Genomic DNA, 17,358 nt, shown 5'->3' with positions numbered 1-17,358 from the left:
CAGAGGCCCCGGAGGCGGCACGATGAGGGCGACGAACCGGGGCACCACGGGCCTCAAACCCAAACGCCGCAGCGAAGACCCGATGCGCGCCTATGACACTTTGCCCGCCCCCGTGCGTGCATGGTTGTCAGAGGCCGCATTGCCTTGGTCGCCCGCATCCTGTCGTAAAATCTTGCGGCGGGCGCAGGCGCGCGGCGAAGGCGTTGCACAGATATTGGCGCGCCTGGATCGCGCCGAACAAAAGACCCTCGCCCGCGACAAGGCCTTTCCCTTTGCCCCCAAGGCCGCCGCTCGTTTCACAGATCAGGACAGCACCACATGACACGCTTCAGCGCCTGTCGGCATCTGTCAGCGTTGCGCGTTTTATTGTGCAATGCCCAACTCTGCCCAAACGCCACATCGCGTCTGTGTTGCAGTGACCCTCAAACTTTGACTTATATGACACCGAAAGGACCCCTTATGAAACCGATCCGTTTTGCCCTTCTGGCCTCCCTCACTGCCGCGCCGCTGTGGGCGCAAGAGACCCGCGAAATGGACGCGCATGTCCATGGCGTCAGCACGCTTGAGCTTGCCGTCGAGGGGGAGATCATCGAGATGAACCTTATGTCGCCCGGCATGGATCTTGTCGGTTTCGAATACGCCGCCAGCACGGATGCGGATAAGGACAAAGTGGAGGCGGCGATCCGCACGCTGTTGCTGCCTGAAAACGTCATTGCGCTGCCAAAGGCTGCGGGGTGCCGGTTGACCGAAGTTCTGGCCCATCTTCACGCCGGTGATCACGACGACGATCACGACGACGATCAGGATGACGATCATGATCAGGACGCTGCGACCGAGGCGCATAGCCACGATGACGGCGACGATCACGCCCATACGGAGGGGGCCGCACATAGCGAATTCCACGCGCGCTACATCTTTGCCTGTGCCCAGCCGCAAGAGCTCACCACCCTTGGCTTCCCCTTCTTCGAACGCTTTGAAAACGCACATGAAATCGAGGCGCATTATGTCACCGCAACCGGCGCGGGCGCGGCGGAGATCAATCGCTCGGTTGCGAAACTGACGTTGGACTGACCATGACGATACCCGTCCTTGCTCTTGATGATGTTGCCTTTGCATGGCCGGGCCGGGGCGGGTTTTCTCTGTCCTGTCCGGCCTTTCAGATGGCGCCCGGTGAACGGGTGCTGCTGATTGGGGCCAGCGGATCGGGGAAATCCACGCTTCTGTCGTTGATCTGCGGCATCGTTCCTGCCACGCGGGGACGGGTCTCGGTCGGCGGCACCGATCTTGGCACGCTGAGCGCGGGCGGGCGCGACCGGTTCCGGGCCGAACAGATCGGCGTGATTTTTCAACAGTTCAATTTGCTGCCCTATGCGAAGGTCATCGACAATATCCTTTTGCCGCTGCGCTTTGCGCCGCATCGGCGGGCCCGCGCGGGGGGTGCCGTGACAGAAGCCGCGCGGCTTTGCGCCGGACTTGGCCTGCCGGATGAGGTTTTGAGCAGGCAGGCGGGGCGGCTGAGCGTGGGTCAGCAACAACGCGTCGCGGTGGCGCGCGCCCTGATCGGTGCGCCGCCTTTGATCGTCGCGGACGAACCCACCTCGGCGCTCGATGCCGAGACACAGGACAGTTTTCTGCGCCTGTTGTTTGATCGCACAGATGAAGTGCAGTCTGCGCTGTTGATGGTCAGCCATGACGAAAGGCTCGCCCCGCGGTTCGACCGGGTCATCCGCCTTGCGGATATTGTGAGTACCGAAAGGAGCGCAGCATGATCTTGCGTCTGGCCATCGGGTCATTATGCGCGCGCGCCCTGACGGTTGGCATGACGATTCTGGCCATCGCGCTTTCGGTCGCGCTTTTCCTGGGTGTGGAAAAAATCCGCACCGGCGCACGCGCCAGTTTTGCCGACACGATTTCAGGCACGGACCTGATTGTCGGGGCGCGTTCCGGGTCGGTGCAGCTTTTGCTCTATTCCGTTTTTCGCATCGGTAACGCCACCAACAACGTGACATGGGACAGCTATCAGGACATCAAATCCCGCCCCGAGGTGGATTGGATCGTGCCGATCTCACTGGGCGACAGCCATCGCCAGTTTCGCGTCATGGGGACGACATCGGGGTTTTTTGAACATTACAAATATCGCGGCGGGCGAGCGTTGGAGATCCCCGAAGGCCATGGGCTCGAGGACCTTTACGATGCGGTCGTCGGTGCCGATGTGGCCGCCACTTTGGGCTACGCCGTGGGCGATCCGATCGTGGTGTCGCATGGGCTTGCCTCCTTCACCGCCCATGACGATCAGCCATTTCGGATTGCGGGCATCATCGCCAAAACCGGGACGCCCGTGGACCGGACAGTGATCGTCAGCCTCGAGGCGATTGAGGCCATCCATGTCGATTGGCAAAGTGGCGCGAAGTCCGGCCAGATCACGCCGCGCGAGGTCATTCGCGACATGGACCTGACGCCCACCGCGATCACGGCGGCACTGGTCGGGGTCAAGTCGCGGTTGCAGGTTTTTGGCCTGCAACGCTGGATCAACGACTATCCCGAGGAGCCCGTGTTGGCCATTCTGCCGGGGGTGGCGCTTCAGGAGCTTTGGCAGATCGTCGGAGTGGCCGAAACCGCCTTGATCGGCGTGTCCGCGATGGTGGTGGTGACGGCGCTGATTGGCATGATGGCGATGATTTTCTCAAGCCTCAATGAGCGTAGGCGGGAGATGGCGATTTGGCGCGCGATGGGGGCGCGGCCCAGCACCATTTTGGGCCTTTTGGTGCTTGAAGCGATGCTGGTGGCGGCGGCGGGGGCTTTGCTTGGCCTCGGGTTTTTGTACCTCGGCCTCGTGATTGGACAGCCTTGGGTGGACGCCGCCTTTGGGATTTGGTTGCCGATTGAGCCGCCTTCGCCGCGCGACGCCTTGGCGCTTGGTTTCGTGATCGGCGCGGCAGCGCTCACCAGCCTTTTTCCGGCGCTCAGGGCCTATCGCTTGTCGCTCGCCGATGGCATGATGGTGCGGATATGAAAGCACAGCTTCCCCTCACACGCAGACAGTTCGGCTGTCTTGCCCTCGCAACCACAGCCCTGCCGCGCGCGGCCCTCGCCATGCCGTTTCAGGAACTCACCTGGGAGGAACTGATCCCGCCCGGCGTGCCCTATTCGGAGATCATCGGTGAAGGCGCTCTTGATGAGCAAAACGACACGTGGAAACCGATCTTTGACGAGAACGCGACCAAGTTGAACACGGCTCTGGACGGCGCGTCGGTCAAATTGCCCGGCTATATCATTCCGATGGAAATCGGAGCCGAGGGCGTGACCGGGTTTATCCTGGTGCCCTATACCGGGGCCTGTATCCATGTGCCGCCGCCGCCGCCAAATCAATTGGTCTATGTGACCACGCAGACGCCTTGGCCATCAAACAAGCTGTGGGATGCGATCTGGGTCTATGGCCGCCTGAACGCGCGGTTGCAATCGACGGAGATCGCCGAGATTGGCTATGAGATCGTGGCGAGCAAGATCGAGATCTACGTCTGGTAGCGGCCCGCCATTGCGGGCGCATCAAAAGGGTGCGCGTCAGCCTTTGCTCTCAAACCGAACGACAAGTTTGATCGGCTTTCCCGTCGGTGTCGGGGTAAACGGACCGGCGCGTTGCACTTGGGCAAGCGCGATTTTGTCGATCCCGGCATGGCCCGAGCTTTGCACAATCGCCACGTTTGAAATCGCGCCCGAGGCGGTGATGGTCAAACCCACCATCGCCTTGCCCCGTGCGCCCGCAGAGCGTTTTGGCACCCGCGCGATTTTGCGCAAAATCTGGCTTTGATAGGAGCGAACGGCCCCGTCTCCGGCGTTCGATGCCGTGGGTTTGGCGGTTTTTTGCGACCGCTGCGCTGCGTCACCCGGCGTGGTCGTTACCGCGCCCTTCTTAGCGTTTGTGTCCGCATTGCCGGATTGCGACGGCGGTTGTGTTGCCGGTTTTGGGGGTTTCTTGACCTCTGGCGGCGTGGGTTTGGGCGGTGGTGTGTGTGCCACAATGCGCTCCTGTGGGGCTTGTGCCGTCACCTGCGGGCTGTCTGGCACAAGCGCCTTGGGCGGGACGGGGGCCTCGGTCGGGATGGGCATATCCGTGGGTGGGGTTTCAGGCGTTTGAACCGCAGAAACAGGCGGCGTTTCCATCGGGACCACCGGGTGCACGGAGCCTGCAACCAAATCCTCGAACCCCAATCCGAGCGCCACCTCACCCGCCACCACACCCCCGTCCAAGACGGGCGCGGGGGCGGCGGGCATCCAGCCGGCGGCAAAGACATGCGCCCCGACTGAGACCCAAAGCGCGCCCAGGAACCACGTTTTTTTCATCGCAAGGCCCTTTCTGTCATCACCCGGACATGCGTGCCGCCCCCCGCAACGGCGATCTCGCGCGCCAATGCGACCAGCGCCTGCGCGGGCACGCGGGCGTCGGGCAAAATGCGCAAGGCATCAGTGGGCGCGGATGTGTCGGCGGTGGTTGTCGTCACAAAGGCCTCGACCGTCGTCACTTCCCCGCGCCACATCAAAGAGCCGTCCTGCATCAGCACCAAGGCATCGGGCGGCGGCACCACATTGGGATCGTCGGTGCGCACCAAAGTGACCTCAGAGGGCAAGGGGCGGGCGACCTGTGCGGCCACGAGGAAAAAGATCAGCATCAAAAACACGACATTGATCAGTGGCAATGTCGGCTCTGTGCGGGAGGTCCGGCGGTTGGAAAGGCGACGCATGGTTTACTCCAGAACGGCAAATCTTGTGTTGGGCAAGGCGCTCAACACTTGGACCACCTCGACAAACCCCTGCGCATCGGCGTTTTGTGACACTGACAACAACAGGCGGGCGTGGCCGTCGCGGCGAAACGGGTCCACGGCGGCAGCTATATCGGCCGGTGCCGATCTGTGGCCATTGATCACGACACCGTCAGCATCAAGCCGGGCAAAGACCACCGGGGTGTCATCAAAATCGGGGGACGCCGCGCCACCGGAGACCGTCAATTCCACCTCGCCAAATTTTGAAAATGTCGAGGACAGCATAAAGAACAACAGCAGCAGAAAGATCACGTCGATCAGCGAAGTGAGCGACAGCCGCCCCCGTGAGGTGCGCGGATTACCCGGCATGGACCGGCTCCAACGGGCGATCAGATGTGGTGGGGGCGTTGAACAGATTTGGCACCAATACCTCCTCAAGCGCATCGCGCAGCGCGCGCTCATGACGCTCCAGACAACCATCAAACCACGACAGCGCCATCGAAGTCGGCATCGCCACGATCAGCCCGGCCGCGGTGGTCACCAAGGCGACCCAAATCCCGCCTGCAAGCACCGCAGGATCGGCTGTGCCACCCGCCGTTTGCAAGGTTTGAAAGGCGGTGATCATGCCCATAACGGTGCCAAAAAGCCCAAGCAGGGGGGCCACTTGCGCGATGACATCCAACAGGCGCAGACCACGCCCGACCCGTTCGAAATCCCGCTCCATTCGCGCGGTTGCACGGGCGCGAATGTCGGCCTCGGCCCGCCCTGATCGTTTCGCCATTTGGCTTTGAACCACGATGTCGCGGCCAAATCCGCGCGATACCTGTGCGCCGATGCCATTGGCGTAAAACACCAGCGCTTTCCACAGGACACAGGCCAGTGCCAACACGGAAAACCCGATCAAAAGGGCGACAACCGGCCCGCCCAAATCAATGAGGTCGGACAGGCGGAGCAAAGCTTGGGAAATCATTGCTGCACCTCCATCGTGTCCATGCGCGAGGTGAAGGAAATGGCATCAATACAGGCGTTGCCCGCAGCCGTGGCGCAGGTCTCGACGTTGTTGAACAGGATCATGCCCACATCGTCACAACGGGTTTGCGGCACATCGAATTGCCGCACCCGCAACCCACCCTCGGGCACCGTGCCAAAGTCGAACAGGGTAAAGCTGCGCACGCCGCCCTTTTGGTCGAACAACACCGTCTGGGTTTCAAGGGCGCTCAGACCGGTGGGGGCGGTCACGGTAAAGGTCAGTCGACAGGCGTCTTGTGCGGCTGTGGCGGTGTTCAACTCGACGACCGGCGCATCAAAAGCGGTGGCGGTGCCCGCAATCAGGCAAAAGGTGCAGGTCATTTGGATCAAACGGTTTGGCGGGAAGAACATGTCATCTCCATCAGATCAAGAGTGGGGCGCGCGGGCGGAGGCGCGGATGTGATTGGGGTGATGCGAGGCCGCTTGCGGTAAAATCCACGGCCCGCCAAAGGGCGGCGGTGTGTTGGTGCGCAGCGTACAGCCGTAACAGGCCGACAGATGCGCATCGGTGAACACCTCTTTGGGGGTGCCAACACCTTGGACCCGGCCTTGGTCCAAAAGTGTGACCCGATCCGCGAACATGGCAGTGAGGTTCAGATCATGCATGACGGCGACAACCCCACCGCCCATTTGCGCGAAATCATGGGCGATTTGCATGACCACCAACTGATGCCCAATATCAAGCGCCGAGACAGGTTCATCGAGAAACAACCATCGCGGCATATCGTCCAAAACCGGCTCCCAGATTTGCAATAACACCCGTGCCAATTGCACCCGCTGCCGCTCGCCGCCGGACAGCTCCTGGACCGAGCGGCCTTCAAATCCGCTTAATCCCACCCGCGCGAGGGCTTGGTGAGGCAGGGTGTCTTGTCCGGAGGTCGCAGAGGTCGCGAAGCCCCGTGTCAGGCCCAGCCGCACCAGTTCCAGAACTGTAAAGGGAAAGGCGACATGGCCGGATTGTGGCAATACCGCGCGGCGCGTGGCCAAGTCAGCCGACGACATCTTTGCAATGTTTTGCCCATCCAGACGGGTCACGCCGCCTGCGTTGATCTCGCCGGTGATGGCTTTGAGCAGGGTGGTTTTCCCCGATCCGTTCGGTCCGACGATGGCAGTCATCTCACCGGCTTTGGCGGTGAAATCCACCCTGTCCAAAACCCGGCGGCTGCCGTATGTGACGGTGATACTGTGAGCCTCAAGCATGGTTACATCTCCAAAATCGCGCGGTTTTTGAGCAAGATCCACAAGAAGAACGGCCCGCCCAACACGGCGGTCACAATCCCGATGGGGAGCTCTGCGGGGGCCACAACCGTGCGGCTGATCATATCGGCCAACAGGACCACGATTGCGCCTAAAATGGCGGCATTGGGCAGGAGCAGGCGGTGCACCGGGCCTTGCACCAAACGCAGCAGATGCGGCACGACGATGCCGACAAAACCAATGCCGCCGGTGATCGCGACACAGGCCCCGACCGAGGCCGCGACGCTGAGAATGGCGAGGCGTTTCATCCGTTGGACATCGACGCCAAGATGGTTGGCGACAGGTTCGCCCAAGGCCAAAGCATCCAGCGCGCGTGCCAGAAACGGCGCGCTGATCAAGGTCAACACGATGATCGGACCGGCGGCCAGAAGTTTGGCCCAAGTGGCCCCTGCGACTGACCCCATGCCCCAAAAGGTCAGGTCGCGCAATTGATCATCACTGGCGCGATAGACGATGAATCCGGTGACCGCGCCGGTGAGCGCGCCCAAGGCAATGCCCGCCAAAAGCATCGTCGCCACGGAGGTGTGCCCGCCGCGTGTGGCGATTTTATAGAGGACAAGCGTCGAGGCCCAACCGCCCAGAAACGCCGCCAAGGGGATGAGAGCAGCCCCGGTGGCGGCTTGGATCGCTACGGGAAGGAACCCGCCCAAAACGATGGCGGCCACCGCGCCAAACCCCGCGCCTGCGCTGACACCGACAAGACCGGGATCGGCCAGAGGGTTGCGAAACAGCCCCTGCATGACCGTGCCAGACACCGCCAAGGCCGCGCCGACAAGCGCGCCGGTGACCATGCGCGGCATCCGAATGTCCCAAACGATGGCCATGTCGCGCAGGCTGGCCGTGCCGATCCCGGCTTTCGCGGCCAAGGCCCCCGGCACGTCAATGCCCGAGGCCGCACCCCATCCGAGGCTGAGCAACATCACCACGATCAAAGCCATGACCAACGCCATGCGCAGAGCCAAAGCCCGCATCTGGCGGTCTCCGGCAAGCGCTGCGGGACGGCGTGGGGCGAGGCGCGAGGTCACGAATGCCATGGATCACTCCAGTCTTTCGGCGGGGGCTGTGCCGACCAGCGCCTCATGCAGGTCTTGCGCGAAAACTGCGGTGCGCGGGCCGAACCCCAATGCGGCGGGGTCAACCTTGACAAACCGACCCTGAGCGGCGGCGGGGCTTTGCGCCAAGGCGGGCAGGGCAAAGATTTCATTGGCGCGGCCTTCGTGGTCGGCCTCGCCCGTCATCATCACAATGACATCGGGGGCGGCTTCGATCAGGGCTTCGTCGCCCATGATCTTGTAGCCGTTGAACGCAGGGGCCATGACGTTATCTCCGCCCGCCATCTCGATGATCCCGTTTGCGCCGGTCTGTGCACCAGCGACGTTGAGCCGTCCGGCTTGGTTCGAGAGGATAAACAAGACGCGTGGCTTGTCTGTTTGCTCCGCGAGGGATGCGTCAAGTTCCGCGAATTGCGCGGCAATTTTGGCGTGCAAGGTCGCCGCCGCCTCTTCTGCGCCAATTGCGGCACCGATGGCGGTAATATTGTCCAAAACCGCCTCTTTGGTGAAACTGTCATGGATGCTGACCACCGGGATTGAGGCCGCGCGCAATTGGTCCAGCGTTTCGGGCGGTCCCGCCGTGTCGCGGGTGACGATCAGGTCGGGACCAACAGACAGCACCCCCTCCGCCGACAATTGGCGCATGTAGCCGATATCCAGCAGCGCAGTCACGGCCTCGGGGTAGAGCGAGGTGGTGTCGCGGGCGATGACCCGCGCGCCTGCGCCAAGGGCGAAAATGGTTTCGGTCACCGGCCCGCCAATGGCAACAATGGCCTGTGCGTCGGGATAGTTTTGTGCGACGGCCCCTGTGGGGAGCGCGAGCGCGAGGGCAAAAAACGCAGACCTCATACCAAGGCCTCCTCACGGGTCGGAAGATCGGCCAGAATGCCGTGCCATGTGGCAAGATCATCGGTGTCACCATCGCGCTGACCGAAACATTGGAAGATCAAATCGCCTTGGGCATCAAAGGCTTCGAGCGAAATAGCGGGGCCGCGTTTGGTCGGTTTTTCAACCACATAGGCTTCGGCCACATGATCGGCGCGCAGATGCAGGTTGAACATCGGGTCCAGCACATTGAGCCAGGGCCCCATCACTTTGATGGTCTCAAGCTTGCCCCAATGGATCTGAATATTGCCGGGGTTGCCCACAAACAGGATCACCTTTTGAGCCGCCTTGGACACCGCGTTCAGGAACGGCTCAACACAGTCCGGCGCAACCGGGCGCACCCACGGCGTACCAAGGGCGGCGCGATAGGCGCCAAGGCGGTTCATGCCGAGTTTGGCGGTGATCCGGTTGAACTGATGCGTGTCGCTCATCTTGGCCCATTCGCTCAGCAAAGCGTCGCGCTTGTCCATGTTCATCTTGGCGCCTTGGGCGGGCGCGCGGGGGGCAACGCGGATCGTGTCGCTTTGATCCTCGATGGCGAGATCGGACACCAGCGGCTCCCAAGCCGCATGGTTCGAACTCTCGCGCAGATAGATTTTTTGCAACGCATCGCCCGCGTGATCGAAAAACTGAAGCGATTTGCGCGTGCCATTTTCGGTGGGCACTTCGACGGCAAACCCGAACGCCCAATGTTTGGGGAAAATACGCGTGTCGATGTCTGGCCCCAGCACCATCGAGGCATGTGGTCCGGCGCGATATTCAAGAAACGTGCCAACCCGTTCATGAACGCAAGAGGCATTGCGGGTCAGTGCCATCACTTCGCCAAGCTCTTTGACGCGGGGCAGGACCTCGTCGGGGTGTGGCGCAATACGTGTGACGCGATGCGCGCCATGGGTGCCGGCGAAGGCCACCACAAGCTGAGCTTCGGAAATGCCGAGTTTTTCGGCCAAATCACGGTCCCGGATTTTGATGGCGTCGGTTTTGGCGCTGCGAATGTCGGAAGCGGTCAGGTGTTCAGTCATGGGGATATCCTAAATGTGCGTTTGGGCGCGCGCAGGTCGTCTGACTGTGCACGCGCGAGGGATCAGAAGGTTTTGGTCAGGGACAGCGTGACATTGCGCCCCGGTGCCGTGCGGCTGCTCAGATAGGGGCGGTAGTCCTCATCAAAGAGGTTATCGACGGAGGCGCGGAATTCGACCCCCTCGGCCCAGCCATTGTTGGGGATATAGGCGGCACTTAGACCCACGGTTGTGTAGCCGTCGCTTGGGGCTGTGGCCCCGTCCGTGCCTGTGGTGCGGGAGTTGCTCCACCCGTGCAGGATTTCAGTGGAGAGATTGAGTTGGTTGTCAAACACGCGTTTGCCCAAGGTCAATTGTGCGGTGTCCGCCGGGGCGTTGTTGAAATCCTCGCCGTTGTCCCATTCGCCGCGGGTCATCGAGGCGTTGAAATCGACGTAATAGGCGGCGGCATAGGAGGCCTCAAACTCCAGCCCTTTGAGATCAATCACATCGCCATAACTGCCACTTGCCATGGTGTAGGTGGTGTTGTCCCAGACATGGGTTTTGAACCCGGTCAGTTTCGCCCGCAGCCGATCCCCTGCGCCGAAGACATCGGAGGCATCATAAGAGACGCCGACTTCGACGGTTGAGGCCTTTTCCGAGGTGGCGATCAGGTCTGAGCGCAGATCGTCCAAAATCGGCAGGTTTTCGTTATAGGCGAGCGTGCCAAAGACCGCGAAACGATCGGTGATGGCATAACGGGCAGAAAACGCGCCGACCAAAGCGTCTTTCTTGAAGCTGGTGCCATCCGCCGGGCCGGGGACACCACGATAGGGGGCTTCGTTGTCACGAGAGGTCAGGGTCTGATGTTCGTAACGCAATTGCGGGGTTAAGGTCAGCGCACCAAAGGTCATCTCATCCGTGGCATAAAACGCCACATATTCATCCGTGCCACCGGGGGTGGACCCAGCGTTGGTGCCGGTGTCACTGATCGAGCTGCGGGTTCGTTTGCCGATCTCGATCCCGGTCAGAACCGAATGATCGACCGCGCCTGTTGCAAAGAGTGCTGTGTTTTCAACGGTAAACGCCAAGCCTTTGGTGCGGTTGTCCGCGTTGTAAATGTCCGAAGACGTTGTATCCGAGACGTTTGAAATCAACTCGTCCGAATAGGTCAATTTCGCCGTCAGGTTCACGAGGTCGGTCGAGAACGGATTGTAGCCAAGCGCCAAAAGGGCCGTGGTGTCCTCGATGTCGGCATCGACACGCACGGGAAACAGAGAGCCGATGTAATCGTAGCTGACGTCTTTGAGGCGGTTTTGCGATTTGGAAATCGAGGCGGTGAAACTCAACTCATCCGTCGCATGATACTTGAGCTTTACCATCGCGGAGGGCAGTTCAAACCCCGTATCGGCCTGCTTTGTGCCGGTGCCGTCGGTGTAATCGCCGTTCTTGCGGTAGCCGTAAAAGGCCAACACATCGAGTTTATCATCCGGTGCCCAGGCCAGAATGGTGCTGCTCAGCGCCCCGCCGCCATTGCTTTCATAGGATAGTTTCTGGCGCAGCGCGAATGTATCGCCATCGTCGAGAAAATCCGCGGCATCCTTGGTTGCGGCTTCGACTGTGCCGCCGATGGCCCCTGAGGAAAACCGAAAACTCTCGCCCGGTCCACGCACGACGCGCACCGATTTGAACAGTTCCGGTTCCATCGTCAAAAGGCTGCCTTGGCGGTAGAGCTCCTCTTGGCCCTTGGACACGCCGTCGATCACGACGGACACTTTGGTGTTGGAGCCGTAGGTGCCCGCATCGGCGCCAAGGCCACGGATGTTGATGGATGAGCCTTGCGGGCTGGCGGCGTTGGACAGGGTCACGCCGGGAATGGTGCCGAGCAATTCGGCCAAGGTCGAGGCCTGTCTTGCGTCCAATTCCTCTTGCGAGATTTCGGTCTCCGAGGTGGCGGTGTCGGTTTGAATGCCGCGCAGGCTTTCGCCCAGCGTGACCGTTCCGATGAATGCGCCATAGGTTGAATCGATGGTTGAATCGGTGGGTGTGCCTGTGCCGTCTTGTGCAAAGCTCGGCAGGGCGAATGCGGGCGTGACAGCCAAAGCCGTCACAAGAGCCCGCAGGCTTGTGTGCGTGGTCATACGTATCCCCTCAAGGTGCCTGGAAATGCTGGCTGCCAGAGGGGAGCTTGCGTCTGTTGCGTTTAAGTATTTAAAGCGACTATTTTTGTCAAGATTAAGATTGGCGGCGTTGAAACCCTTGTTGGACGTCGGGCTTCAGCGCGGTGCGAAGTTGATTTGCAGGCTGAAAGAATAGGAATTCTGCGTGAGTGAGTTCGGCGCGGGTTTGAATTGGCCAATGCTTTGAACGGCAGAGAGTGCGGCCTGATCCAGCACGGCATTGCCCGAGGATCGCGCAACGGCCACGCTTCTCAACGCACCGGAGCGGGCCACGGAAATCTGCAAAACCACCTTGCCTTTGGCCCCTCGCGCGGCGGAGGGATAGCGTTTTTTGCGCTCAATCGCGGCGCGGATGCCGCCGCCCCAGGCGCTGAGATCGTGTTTGATCTGACCAGCGTCCAAGGTGGCCTCCTGCGATGCGCCTCTGGTGCCCCGCGCGGTTTGCCCGCCAGAACCTGCGGCTTTTTGCGCCTCGGATTGGGTCGCACTTGGGCGTTTCACCGGCTGCGATGGCACTGGTTTCGCAGGTGAGGATTTTGGCACATCCGGGGGAAGGGACGCAGGCGGATCGGGCGGCTTTGGGGCCTCGGGAGGCACGACATCGAGGCTTTGCGGCTCAGGTCGGCTGAGGTTTGTTATCGCCATCGGTGGCGCCTCAAGAGGCATCGGGGAGGCATTGGCGCTCTGTGGCACATCCAAAGCCTCTGTCGGACTCGCGGGCGGTGCGATCTCGGTCAGGCTCTCCGGTGGCGCAAAACCATCCCATTGCTCTACAAGGGTCTCAAGTGCTGCGGTTGAGGCGGCCATGCTCACAAGCTGTGTGCCCGCGTCGCCCTGTGCTTCGACCCCGCCCAGGCGCGGCGCTATCCCCATCAGGGCAACATGCGCCCCAAGCGACAGGGCAACACAAAGCAAAGCCTCAGCCGCGCGTGTCATGGCCGCTCACCTTTGGAGGGCGCAAGACCCGACGTGACCAGATTGATCTGTTCAAACCCAAGCGCGCCGAGGTGTGGCAGCAGTTGCGCCACGAAATGCGCCGGGGTGTTTTTGTCAGCATGGATCAGCAACACGGTGTCGCACAGGTCACCGTCACATCCGGCGCGCCGTTCGGTGTCAATCGCGCTCAGAATGGCTTGGCGGGTCTCGAAAGAGGTGATCAGATCACGATAGGCCAATTGGCCTTCGGGATCGAGGAACAGCGAAAACACCCCTTCGGCCTCCTGCGCTTCGGCAATCTCGGGCGGGGTGATGTCAAACGGCTCCGGCCGCTGCATTTCGCCCGCAATCAGGAAGAAAATCAGCAACAGAAAGACGACATTGATCATGGGCAAAAGCCCAGTCGTGACGCGTTTTCTTGGCGGGGCAGACAGGTTCACGGCTTACTCCATCACGATCAGGCGGGTGATCCCGGCCTCTGAGAGGTGATCAACGGTGTCCACAAGCCGCTGCAAATCGGCGTCATGGGTGCGGATGATCACCGCCGAGTCCGGGCTGGGCATCAGGGGCTGGAGCGAACCGGACAAATGTTCGGCAAAGACCGCCTTGCCGTTGAGCCGGATGTCGCCATTGGCATAGAGATCGACCACACGCGGCGGACCCTCCCAAGACGCGGTTGCCGCACCCCCTGTGGGGGTCAGGGGCAAGACGCCTTGGGTGCCAAAGCGCGACACCAACATGAAAAACACCAAAAGCAAGAACACGACATCAATCATCGGTGTCAGATCAGGACGACGCGTGCGGCGTGGGTGGGCAAAGGCAAAGGTGTTCATGGCCGGGTCTCATCAGGGGCGATTGCCCCTTTGGGGAGCGGCACGAAGATGCGCGTTGCGATGTCTTCCAAATCATGGCGCACACCGTCAATCGCGGTGTCGAACCATGTCAGCGCGATCTGCGCCGGGATCGCCACGGCCATACCGGCGGCCGTGGTGAGCAGTGCCTCCCAAATCCCGCCCGCAAGCTGCGCCGGATCGGCGCGCGCCCCCGCGGTTTGCAGCGCCTGAAACGCGGCGATCATACCCATCACAGTGCCCAAAAGTCCCAAAAGCGGGCCGATGGTGGCGGCAAGTTCCAGACCGCGCAGCCCCGTAGCCGCCCGTTTCAACAGCCCGCGCGCGGTGCGTTCGACCTCTTCGCGTGCCAAAGCGTCGGGCAAATGCTCGGCGGCTTGGACCTGCATCGCGCGATAGGCCAGACGGGCGCGCACGCTGTGGCGATGGGCCAGGGCGGCACGGGCCTGGTCTCTGTCACCCGCTTGCCAAAGCTGCACGGCCTGTTCGGTGACATGCCCGCCGGCCCAGAGGCCAGATCGGATAAAATCCCAACATTTCCACAGGATCAAAGCGACGGTCATCACGGACAACGCAGAGATCGCCCAAATGGCGGGACCGCCCGCGATCAGAAATCCCAGTTTTTCAGCATCCATGGTGATGTCCTTTCAACAAAGAGGGCGCGCCACACAGGCGGCACGCCCGAAACGCAAGGGTCAGAATTGCATCTGCACGGCAACATAGACGTTGCGACCCGGTTCATTGACCTTTTCGACCGATGTGTCAAAGGTGTTTGAGCGACTTAGGCATGTCGCATAGGGTTTATCGGACAGATTGTCGATCACGGCCAAAACGCCACATCGTCGTTGAGCGCGAAGGTCCCGACGAGTCCAAGCGTCGCATCCCCCGCCATCTCACCCGCAACGGGGTCGGGTTTAACAGCGCGGCTCAATTGTTGCTGAGCGCAGGCGACAATCCTGAACGGCTCAAATCCGAAGCCAGCTTCGCTGCTTTGTGCGGCGTCAGTCCAGTTTCAGCATCATCAAGGAAAACGACACGGCACCGATTAAACCGAGGAGGTGACCACGCGGCAAACAATGCGCTTCAACTGTAGAGTTGAGCAGGGAGTTCGGCGCCAACCCGAAGGCGGTCGCGAAGTGGCGAAAGCGCGAGACGGTGGAAGTTCGCAAGACGGGGCCGAAGGAACCGCGCCCCTCCGTTCTCAGCGAAGACAAAGAGGCGACGGTCGTTGCTTTCCGGCGGCACATGTCGTGACCACTTGATGATTGCCTCTATACCCTTCAGCCCATTATCCCACACCTGAGCCGGTCAGCACTGTATCGGTGCCTTCAGCGTCATGGAATCTCGTGCCTGCCTGCGATACAAGGAGATAAGCCCAAGCGGCAACGCTTCAAGCGCGATCCCATCAGTTTCTTTCACATGGGTATTGCTGAGATACGGACGGCTAAAGGCAAACCATATCTCTTTGTCGTAATCGGCCGTACCAGCAAGTTCGTAGTTACCGAACGCGTCGAAAAGGCCGACAAAACGACATGGCTTGCTACAGCAAGCTCATTGCGCAGGGCAGTGGAAATGTTCCACCTACCCCCGACTGGCGTGCAGCCCGACCAGTCGCGAGAGAAGGATCACGGTATAGAGCGTCCCGCCGATCGCCTCAAAGCTGACGAAAGATTGGGCGTAAAAGCCAACCGGCGTGATGTCACCATAGCCCAGCGTGGTCAGCGTGACGTAGCTGAAGTACACCATCTGCTGCCAGTCGATTGCCGCGCCGGAGCTTGCCACGAACGACCCCGGCACGCACCATTCGATGAAGGCCAGTACGGCGGCGAAACCCGATCCGATGACAAGATAGAGCGAGGTTGCCGAGATCAGCACATCGGTCATCACGGTCTTGGCCCCGAAGGTGTAGCGTGCCAGAACAACGATCATGCCGAGATGATAGGCGATGGAGGTCAGGTAAACTGCCAGCGCTGCCTCCTTCGAAGGGGCATAGGAGTTCAAGAGGCCCGCGATAAATACGGCAAACCCTGCGCCTCCAACGAGGGCACGCAAGGTCTGGTTATCCGTGAGCGCCCATGTCGCCACCACAAAGATTGCCGCGTAGAAGCCGTAGAACAGGGCAGGCCATAGCCCACCCGCCGCCGACAGCGGATAGGTCAGATTGTGGATCAGGATTGCTGCCAGAAAAGCGGCATTGGCGGCAACCTGGTTGCGGGCCGTGGACAGGGACAGCATCTCAACCCGCCTTCCGGTGGCCCAGAGCCGCCATGGCCAACACGATCAACAGAACGCCCATACCGAGCCACAACCCGTTTAGGTGCAGGCTCAGGGCCAGCCAGCCCCAGCCCGCCAGCGCCGCCACGGCCAGAAGGTACAGCCCACGCAGCCGTTCCGCCGTGACGCGGTGAAAGATCGTGCACCCAAGCAGAAACAGCGACGGCCCGGCAAAGGCGATGATCGCGGTCTCGGCATGGATCGCGTCATGTGGATGAGCCACGATCATCTCAATGGCGACAGCGGTCACGATGGCACCACAGACCGCGACCCCATGTGCGTAGGCCAGACCGGCGCGGGCAAGGCTGGTATGGTCCGTCGCATGTTCGAACCGATGCTCGCCCGGCTCCGACAGATCAACGAAGTAAATCCACCACAATGTCACGATCAACAGGAAGCCGATCAGCGCAGCGGCACCCGTGTCCAAGTGGATCTCGTGACTGACCAGATAGCCGCCCAGCAGCAGGATGGATTCCCCAAGCGCGATGATAAAGATCAATTGGTTGCGCTCGAAGAGATGCAAGCCCTTCAATGTCCAACTCGACATCGGCGTCGCGCCTTTGCCGGGCAGCCAAAAACCGACGTAGGGCGCGGCATAGTCGATCAAAACGGCGAGAATCCAAAGCTCCAGACGCGCGGGTGCGATGAAGGCCCCCAATATCCAGAAGAGACCGGAAATCGCACTCCATGCACCGAGTTGGGTATAGTTGCGCCCCATGACCTGACCGCGAAACACAAAGGCCATGTAGCCCGCCCGGATCAGGGCCATGGCCACATAGGCAAAAGCGAACAACCCAGCGCGGTCGCCGAACGCTTGTGGTGCCGCCACGGCCATCAGAAGCGCGCAGCCCATCAGCACGATCATCAGCCCGCGCCCGCTCGGGTGGTCGGGGTTGACCCAGTTGGCCGCCCATGCGGTATAATTCCACGCCCACCAGACAGCGGCAAACAGCGTCACATATTCCAGCGCCCCAAGCCAACTGGCATGTTCGAGGAGGTAATGGGAAAGCTGGATGATGGTGAAGACATAGACGAGATCGAAGAACAGCTCCATCGTCGTGACGCGGGGCGTGTCTTCGGGGCGGAGCGCCCGTAGGGCGTTCGTCGGAACAAGACGGTGGAATAGGTTGGACATGAAA

Annotated in this window: 22 protein-coding genes and 2 pseudogenes; 7 read left to right on the top strand and 17 right to left on the bottom strand. The window is 61.1% G+C overall.

The annotated features are described in order from the left end of the window. Positions 1–22 precede the first annotated feature (22 nt). From B30_RS05610 to B30_RS05590, 5 genes are all read left to right on the top strand, one after another. On the top strand, positions 23–322 hold the full coding sequence (locus B30_RS05610) for a DUF6525 family protein (RefSeq protein WP_009571055.1): 300 nt from the start codon (positions 23–25) through the stop codon (positions 320–322). A gap of 137 nt (positions 323–459) precedes the next feature. Then, positions 460–1,071, top strand: coding sequence for a zinc uptake protein ZrgA (zrgA, locus tag B30_RS05605; protein WP_009571054.1), 612 nt, complete (start codon positions 460–462; stop codon positions 1,069–1,071). A 2-nt stretch (positions 1,072–1,073) separates the two neighbouring features. Continuing rightward, positions 1,074–1,769 carry an ABC transporter ATP-binding protein gene (locus tag B30_RS05600; RefSeq protein WP_009571053.1) on the top strand — a complete coding sequence of 232 codons (696 nt, stop codon included), beginning with the start codon at positions 1,074–1,076 and terminating at the stop codon, positions 1,767–1,769. Beyond that, the gene (locus B30_RS05595) at positions 1,766–3,013 is read left to right on the top strand and encodes an ABC transporter permease (RefSeq protein WP_009571052.1); all 1,248 of its coding nucleotides are present in this window, start codon (positions 1,766–1,768) and stop codon (positions 3,011–3,013) included. The genes B30_RS05600 and B30_RS05595 overlap by 4 nt, the downstream gene beginning before the upstream one ends. Further along, on the top strand, positions 3,010–3,525 hold the full coding sequence (locus tag B30_RS05590) for a DUF3299 domain-containing protein (protein WP_009571051.1): 516 nt from the start codon (positions 3,010–3,012) through the stop codon (positions 3,523–3,525). The genes B30_RS05595 and B30_RS05590 overlap by 4 nt, the downstream gene beginning before the upstream one ends. 36 nt (positions 3,526–3,561) lie before the next feature. On the opposite strand, the gene B30_RS05585 is transcribed toward B30_RS05590, so the two are convergent. The 15 genes from B30_RS05585 to B30_RS22630 form a co-directional block, all read right to left on the bottom strand. Beyond that, positions 3,562–4,341, bottom strand: a complete 780-nt coding sequence (locus B30_RS05585) for an energy transducer TonB (protein WP_009571050.1) — start codon at positions 4,339–4,341, stop codon at positions 3,562–3,564. Beyond that, a complete protein-coding gene (locus B30_RS05580) occupies positions 4,338–4,739 on the bottom strand; it encodes an ExbD/TolR family protein (RefSeq protein ID WP_009571049.1) in 402 nt (133 codons plus the stop codon). Before B30_RS05580 ends, B30_RS05585 begins: the two co-directional genes overlap by 4 nt. A 3-nt stretch (positions 4,740–4,742) precedes the next feature. Continuing rightward, a complete protein-coding gene (locus B30_RS05575) occupies positions 4,743–5,126 on the bottom strand; it encodes a biopolymer transporter ExbD (RefSeq protein WP_009571048.1) in 384 nt (127 codons plus the stop codon). Continuing rightward, complete coding sequence (locus B30_RS05570) at positions 5,116–5,727, bottom strand: MotA/TolQ/ExbB proton channel family protein (RefSeq protein ID WP_009571047.1); 612 nt, start codon at positions 5,725–5,727, stop codon at positions 5,116–5,118. Before B30_RS05570 ends, B30_RS05575 begins: the two co-directional genes overlap by 11 nt. Further along, complete coding sequence (locus B30_RS05565) at positions 5,724–6,137, bottom strand: hypothetical protein (protein WP_009571046.1); 414 nt, start codon at positions 6,135–6,137, stop codon at positions 5,724–5,726. The genes B30_RS05570 and B30_RS05565 overlap by 4 nt, the downstream gene beginning before the upstream one ends. A 15-nt stretch (positions 6,138–6,152) precedes the next feature. Further along, on the bottom strand, positions 6,153–6,986 hold the full coding sequence (locus tag B30_RS05560; protein ID WP_009571045.1) for a heme ABC transporter ATP-binding protein: 834 nt from the start codon (positions 6,984–6,986) through the stop codon (positions 6,153–6,155). 2 nt (positions 6,987–6,988) lie between these two features. Continuing rightward, the gene (locus tag B30_RS05555; protein ID WP_009571044.1) at positions 6,989–8,077 is read right to left on the bottom strand and encodes a FecCD family ABC transporter permease; all 1,089 of its coding nucleotides are present in this window, start codon (positions 8,075–8,077) and stop codon (positions 6,989–6,991) included. A gap of 3 nt (positions 8,078–8,080) precedes the next feature. Beyond that, the gene (locus tag B30_RS05550; RefSeq protein ID WP_009571043.1) at positions 8,081–8,944 is read right to left on the bottom strand and encodes a heme/hemin ABC transporter substrate-binding protein; all 864 of its coding nucleotides are present in this window, start codon (positions 8,942–8,944) and stop codon (positions 8,081–8,083) included. Next, positions 8,941–10,002 carry a hemin-degrading factor gene (locus B30_RS05545; RefSeq protein WP_009571042.1) on the bottom strand — a complete coding sequence of 354 codons (1,062 nt, stop codon included), beginning with the start codon at positions 10,000–10,002 and terminating at the stop codon, positions 8,941–8,943. Before B30_RS05545 ends, B30_RS05550 begins: the two co-directional genes overlap by 4 nt. A gap of 62 nt (positions 10,003–10,064) precedes the next feature. Continuing rightward, positions 10,065–12,119, bottom strand: a complete 2,055-nt coding sequence (locus tag B30_RS05540) for a TonB-dependent receptor domain-containing protein (RefSeq protein ID WP_009571041.1) — start codon at positions 12,117–12,119, stop codon at positions 10,065–10,067. A 135-nt stretch (positions 12,120–12,254) separates the two neighbouring features. Then, positions 12,255–13,094, bottom strand: coding sequence for a TonB family protein (locus B30_RS05535; protein WP_009571040.1), 840 nt, complete (start codon positions 13,092–13,094; stop codon positions 12,255–12,257). Further along, positions 13,091–13,534, bottom strand: a complete 444-nt coding sequence (locus B30_RS21280; RefSeq protein ID WP_009571039.1) for an ExbD/TolR family protein — start codon at positions 13,532–13,534, stop codon at positions 13,091–13,093. The genes B30_RS05535 and B30_RS21280 overlap by 4 nt, the downstream gene beginning before the upstream one ends. A 3-nt stretch (positions 13,535–13,537) precedes the next feature. After that, the gene (locus B30_RS05525; RefSeq protein WP_009571038.1) at positions 13,538–13,927 is read right to left on the bottom strand and encodes an ExbD/TolR family protein; all 390 of its coding nucleotides are present in this window, start codon (positions 13,925–13,927) and stop codon (positions 13,538–13,540) included. Continuing rightward, on the bottom strand, positions 13,924–14,580 hold the full coding sequence (locus B30_RS05520; RefSeq protein WP_009571037.1) for a MotA/TolQ/ExbB proton channel family protein: 657 nt from the start codon (positions 14,578–14,580) through the stop codon (positions 13,924–13,926). The genes B30_RS05525 and B30_RS05520 overlap by 4 nt, the downstream gene beginning before the upstream one ends. A 60-nt stretch (positions 14,581–14,640) precedes the next feature. Beyond that, complete coding sequence (locus B30_RS22630) at positions 14,641–14,769, bottom strand: hypothetical protein (protein WP_269771038.1); 129 nt, start codon at positions 14,767–14,769, stop codon at positions 14,641–14,643. A 74-nt stretch (positions 14,770–14,843) separates the two neighbouring features. Between B30_RS22630 and B30_RS21670 the strand changes: the two are divergent. Together B30_RS21670 and B30_RS22470 are read left to right on the top strand one after the other, a co-directional pair. Then, positions 14,844–15,035 (top strand): annotated as a pseudogene (locus tag B30_RS21670) (transposase); the annotation flags it as partial. Positions 15,036–15,145: 110 nt separating this feature from the next. Then, positions 15,146–15,472, top strand: a pseudogene (locus B30_RS22470) (IS481 family transposase); the annotation flags it as partial. A gap of 54 nt (positions 15,473–15,526) precedes the next feature. Here the strand turns inward: B30_RS22470 and B30_RS05510 are convergent. Continuing rightward, positions 15,527–16,180: a potassium channel family protein gene (locus tag B30_RS05510; protein WP_009571033.1), complete on the bottom strand. Its 654-nt coding sequence runs from the start codon at positions 16,178–16,180 to the stop codon at positions 15,527–15,529. A 1-nt stretch (position 16,181) separates the two neighbouring features. Next, positions 16,182–17,354, bottom strand: a complete 1,173-nt coding sequence (locus B30_RS05505) for a low temperature requirement protein A (protein WP_009571032.1) — start codon at positions 17,352–17,354, stop codon at positions 16,182–16,184. Positions 17,355–17,358: the final 4 nt, after the last annotated feature.

Source organism: Celeribacter baekdonensis B30 (assembly GCF_000299875.1).
GTDB lineage: Bacteria > Pseudomonadota > Alphaproteobacteria > Rhodobacterales > Rhodobacteraceae > Celeribacter > Celeribacter baekdonensis_A.
This window is presented reverse-complemented; position numbering and strand designations above follow the sequence as displayed.

Bases quoted from the DNA above. Each gene is read 5' to 3' on its own strand.
- B30_RS05610 (WP_009571055.1), top strand. From the start codon at position 23: ATGAGGGCGACGAACCGGGGCACCACGGGCCTCAAACCCAAACGCCGC.
- zrgA (WP_009571054.1), top strand. From the start codon at position 460: ATGAAACCGATCCGTTTTGCCCTTCTGGCCTCCCTCACTGCCGCGCCG.
- B30_RS05600 (WP_009571053.1), top strand. From the start codon at position 1,074: ATGACGATACCCGTCCTTGCTCTTGATGATGTTGCCTTTGCATGGCCG.
- B30_RS05595 (WP_009571052.1), top strand. From the start codon at position 1,766: ATGATCTTGCGTCTGGCCATCGGGTCATTATGCGCGCGCGCCCTGACG.
- B30_RS05590 (WP_009571051.1), top strand. From the start codon at position 3,010: ATGAAAGCACAGCTTCCCCTCACACGCAGACAGTTCGGCTGTCTTGCC.
- B30_RS05585 (WP_009571050.1), bottom strand. From the start codon at position 4,341: ATGAAAAAAACGTGGTTCCTGGGCGCGCTTTGGGTCTCAGTCGGGGCG.
- B30_RS05580 (WP_009571049.1), bottom strand. From the start codon at position 4,739: ATGCGTCGCCTTTCCAACCGCCGGACCTCCCGCACAGAGCCGACATTG.
- B30_RS05575 (WP_009571048.1), bottom strand. From the start codon at position 5,126: ATGCCGGGTAATCCGCGCACCTCACGGGGGCGGCTGTCGCTCACTTCG.
- B30_RS05570 (WP_009571047.1), bottom strand. From the start codon at position 5,727: ATGATTTCCCAAGCTTTGCTCCGCCTGTCCGACCTCATTGATTTGGGC.
- B30_RS05565 (WP_009571046.1), bottom strand. From the start codon at position 6,137: ATGTTCTTCCCGCCAAACCGTTTGATCCAAATGACCTGCACCTTTTGC.
- B30_RS05560 (WP_009571045.1), bottom strand. From the start codon at position 6,986: ATGCTTGAGGCTCACAGTATCACCGTCACATACGGCAGCCGCCGGGTT.
- B30_RS05555 (WP_009571044.1), bottom strand. From the start codon at position 8,077: ATGGCATTCGTGACCTCGCGCCTCGCCCCACGCCGTCCCGCAGCGCTT.
- B30_RS05550 (WP_009571043.1), bottom strand. From the start codon at position 8,944: ATGAGGTCTGCGTTTTTTGCCCTCGCGCTCGCGCTCCCCACAGGGGCC.
- B30_RS05545 (WP_009571042.1), bottom strand. From the start codon at position 10,002: ATGACTGAACACCTGACCGCTTCCGACATTCGCAGCGCCAAAACCGAC.
- B30_RS05540 (WP_009571041.1), bottom strand. From the start codon at position 12,119: ATGACCACGCACACAAGCCTGCGGGCTCTTGTGACGGCTTTGGCTGTC.
- B30_RS05535 (WP_009571040.1), bottom strand. From the start codon at position 13,094: ATGACACGCGCGGCTGAGGCTTTGCTTTGTGTTGCCCTGTCGCTTGGG.
- B30_RS05525 (WP_009571038.1), bottom strand. From the start codon at position 13,927: ATGAACACCTTTGCCTTTGCCCACCCACGCCGCACGCGTCGTCCTGAT.
- B30_RS05520 (WP_009571037.1), bottom strand. From the start codon at position 14,580: ATGGATGCTGAAAAACTGGGATTTCTGATCGCGGGCGGTCCCGCCATT.
- B30_RS05510 (WP_009571033.1), bottom strand. From the start codon at position 16,180: ATGCTGTCCCTGTCCACGGCCCGCAACCAGGTTGCCGCCAATGCCGCT.
- B30_RS05505 (WP_009571032.1), bottom strand. From the start codon at position 17,354: ATGTCCAACCTATTCCACCGTCTTGTTCCGACGAACGCCCTACGGGCG.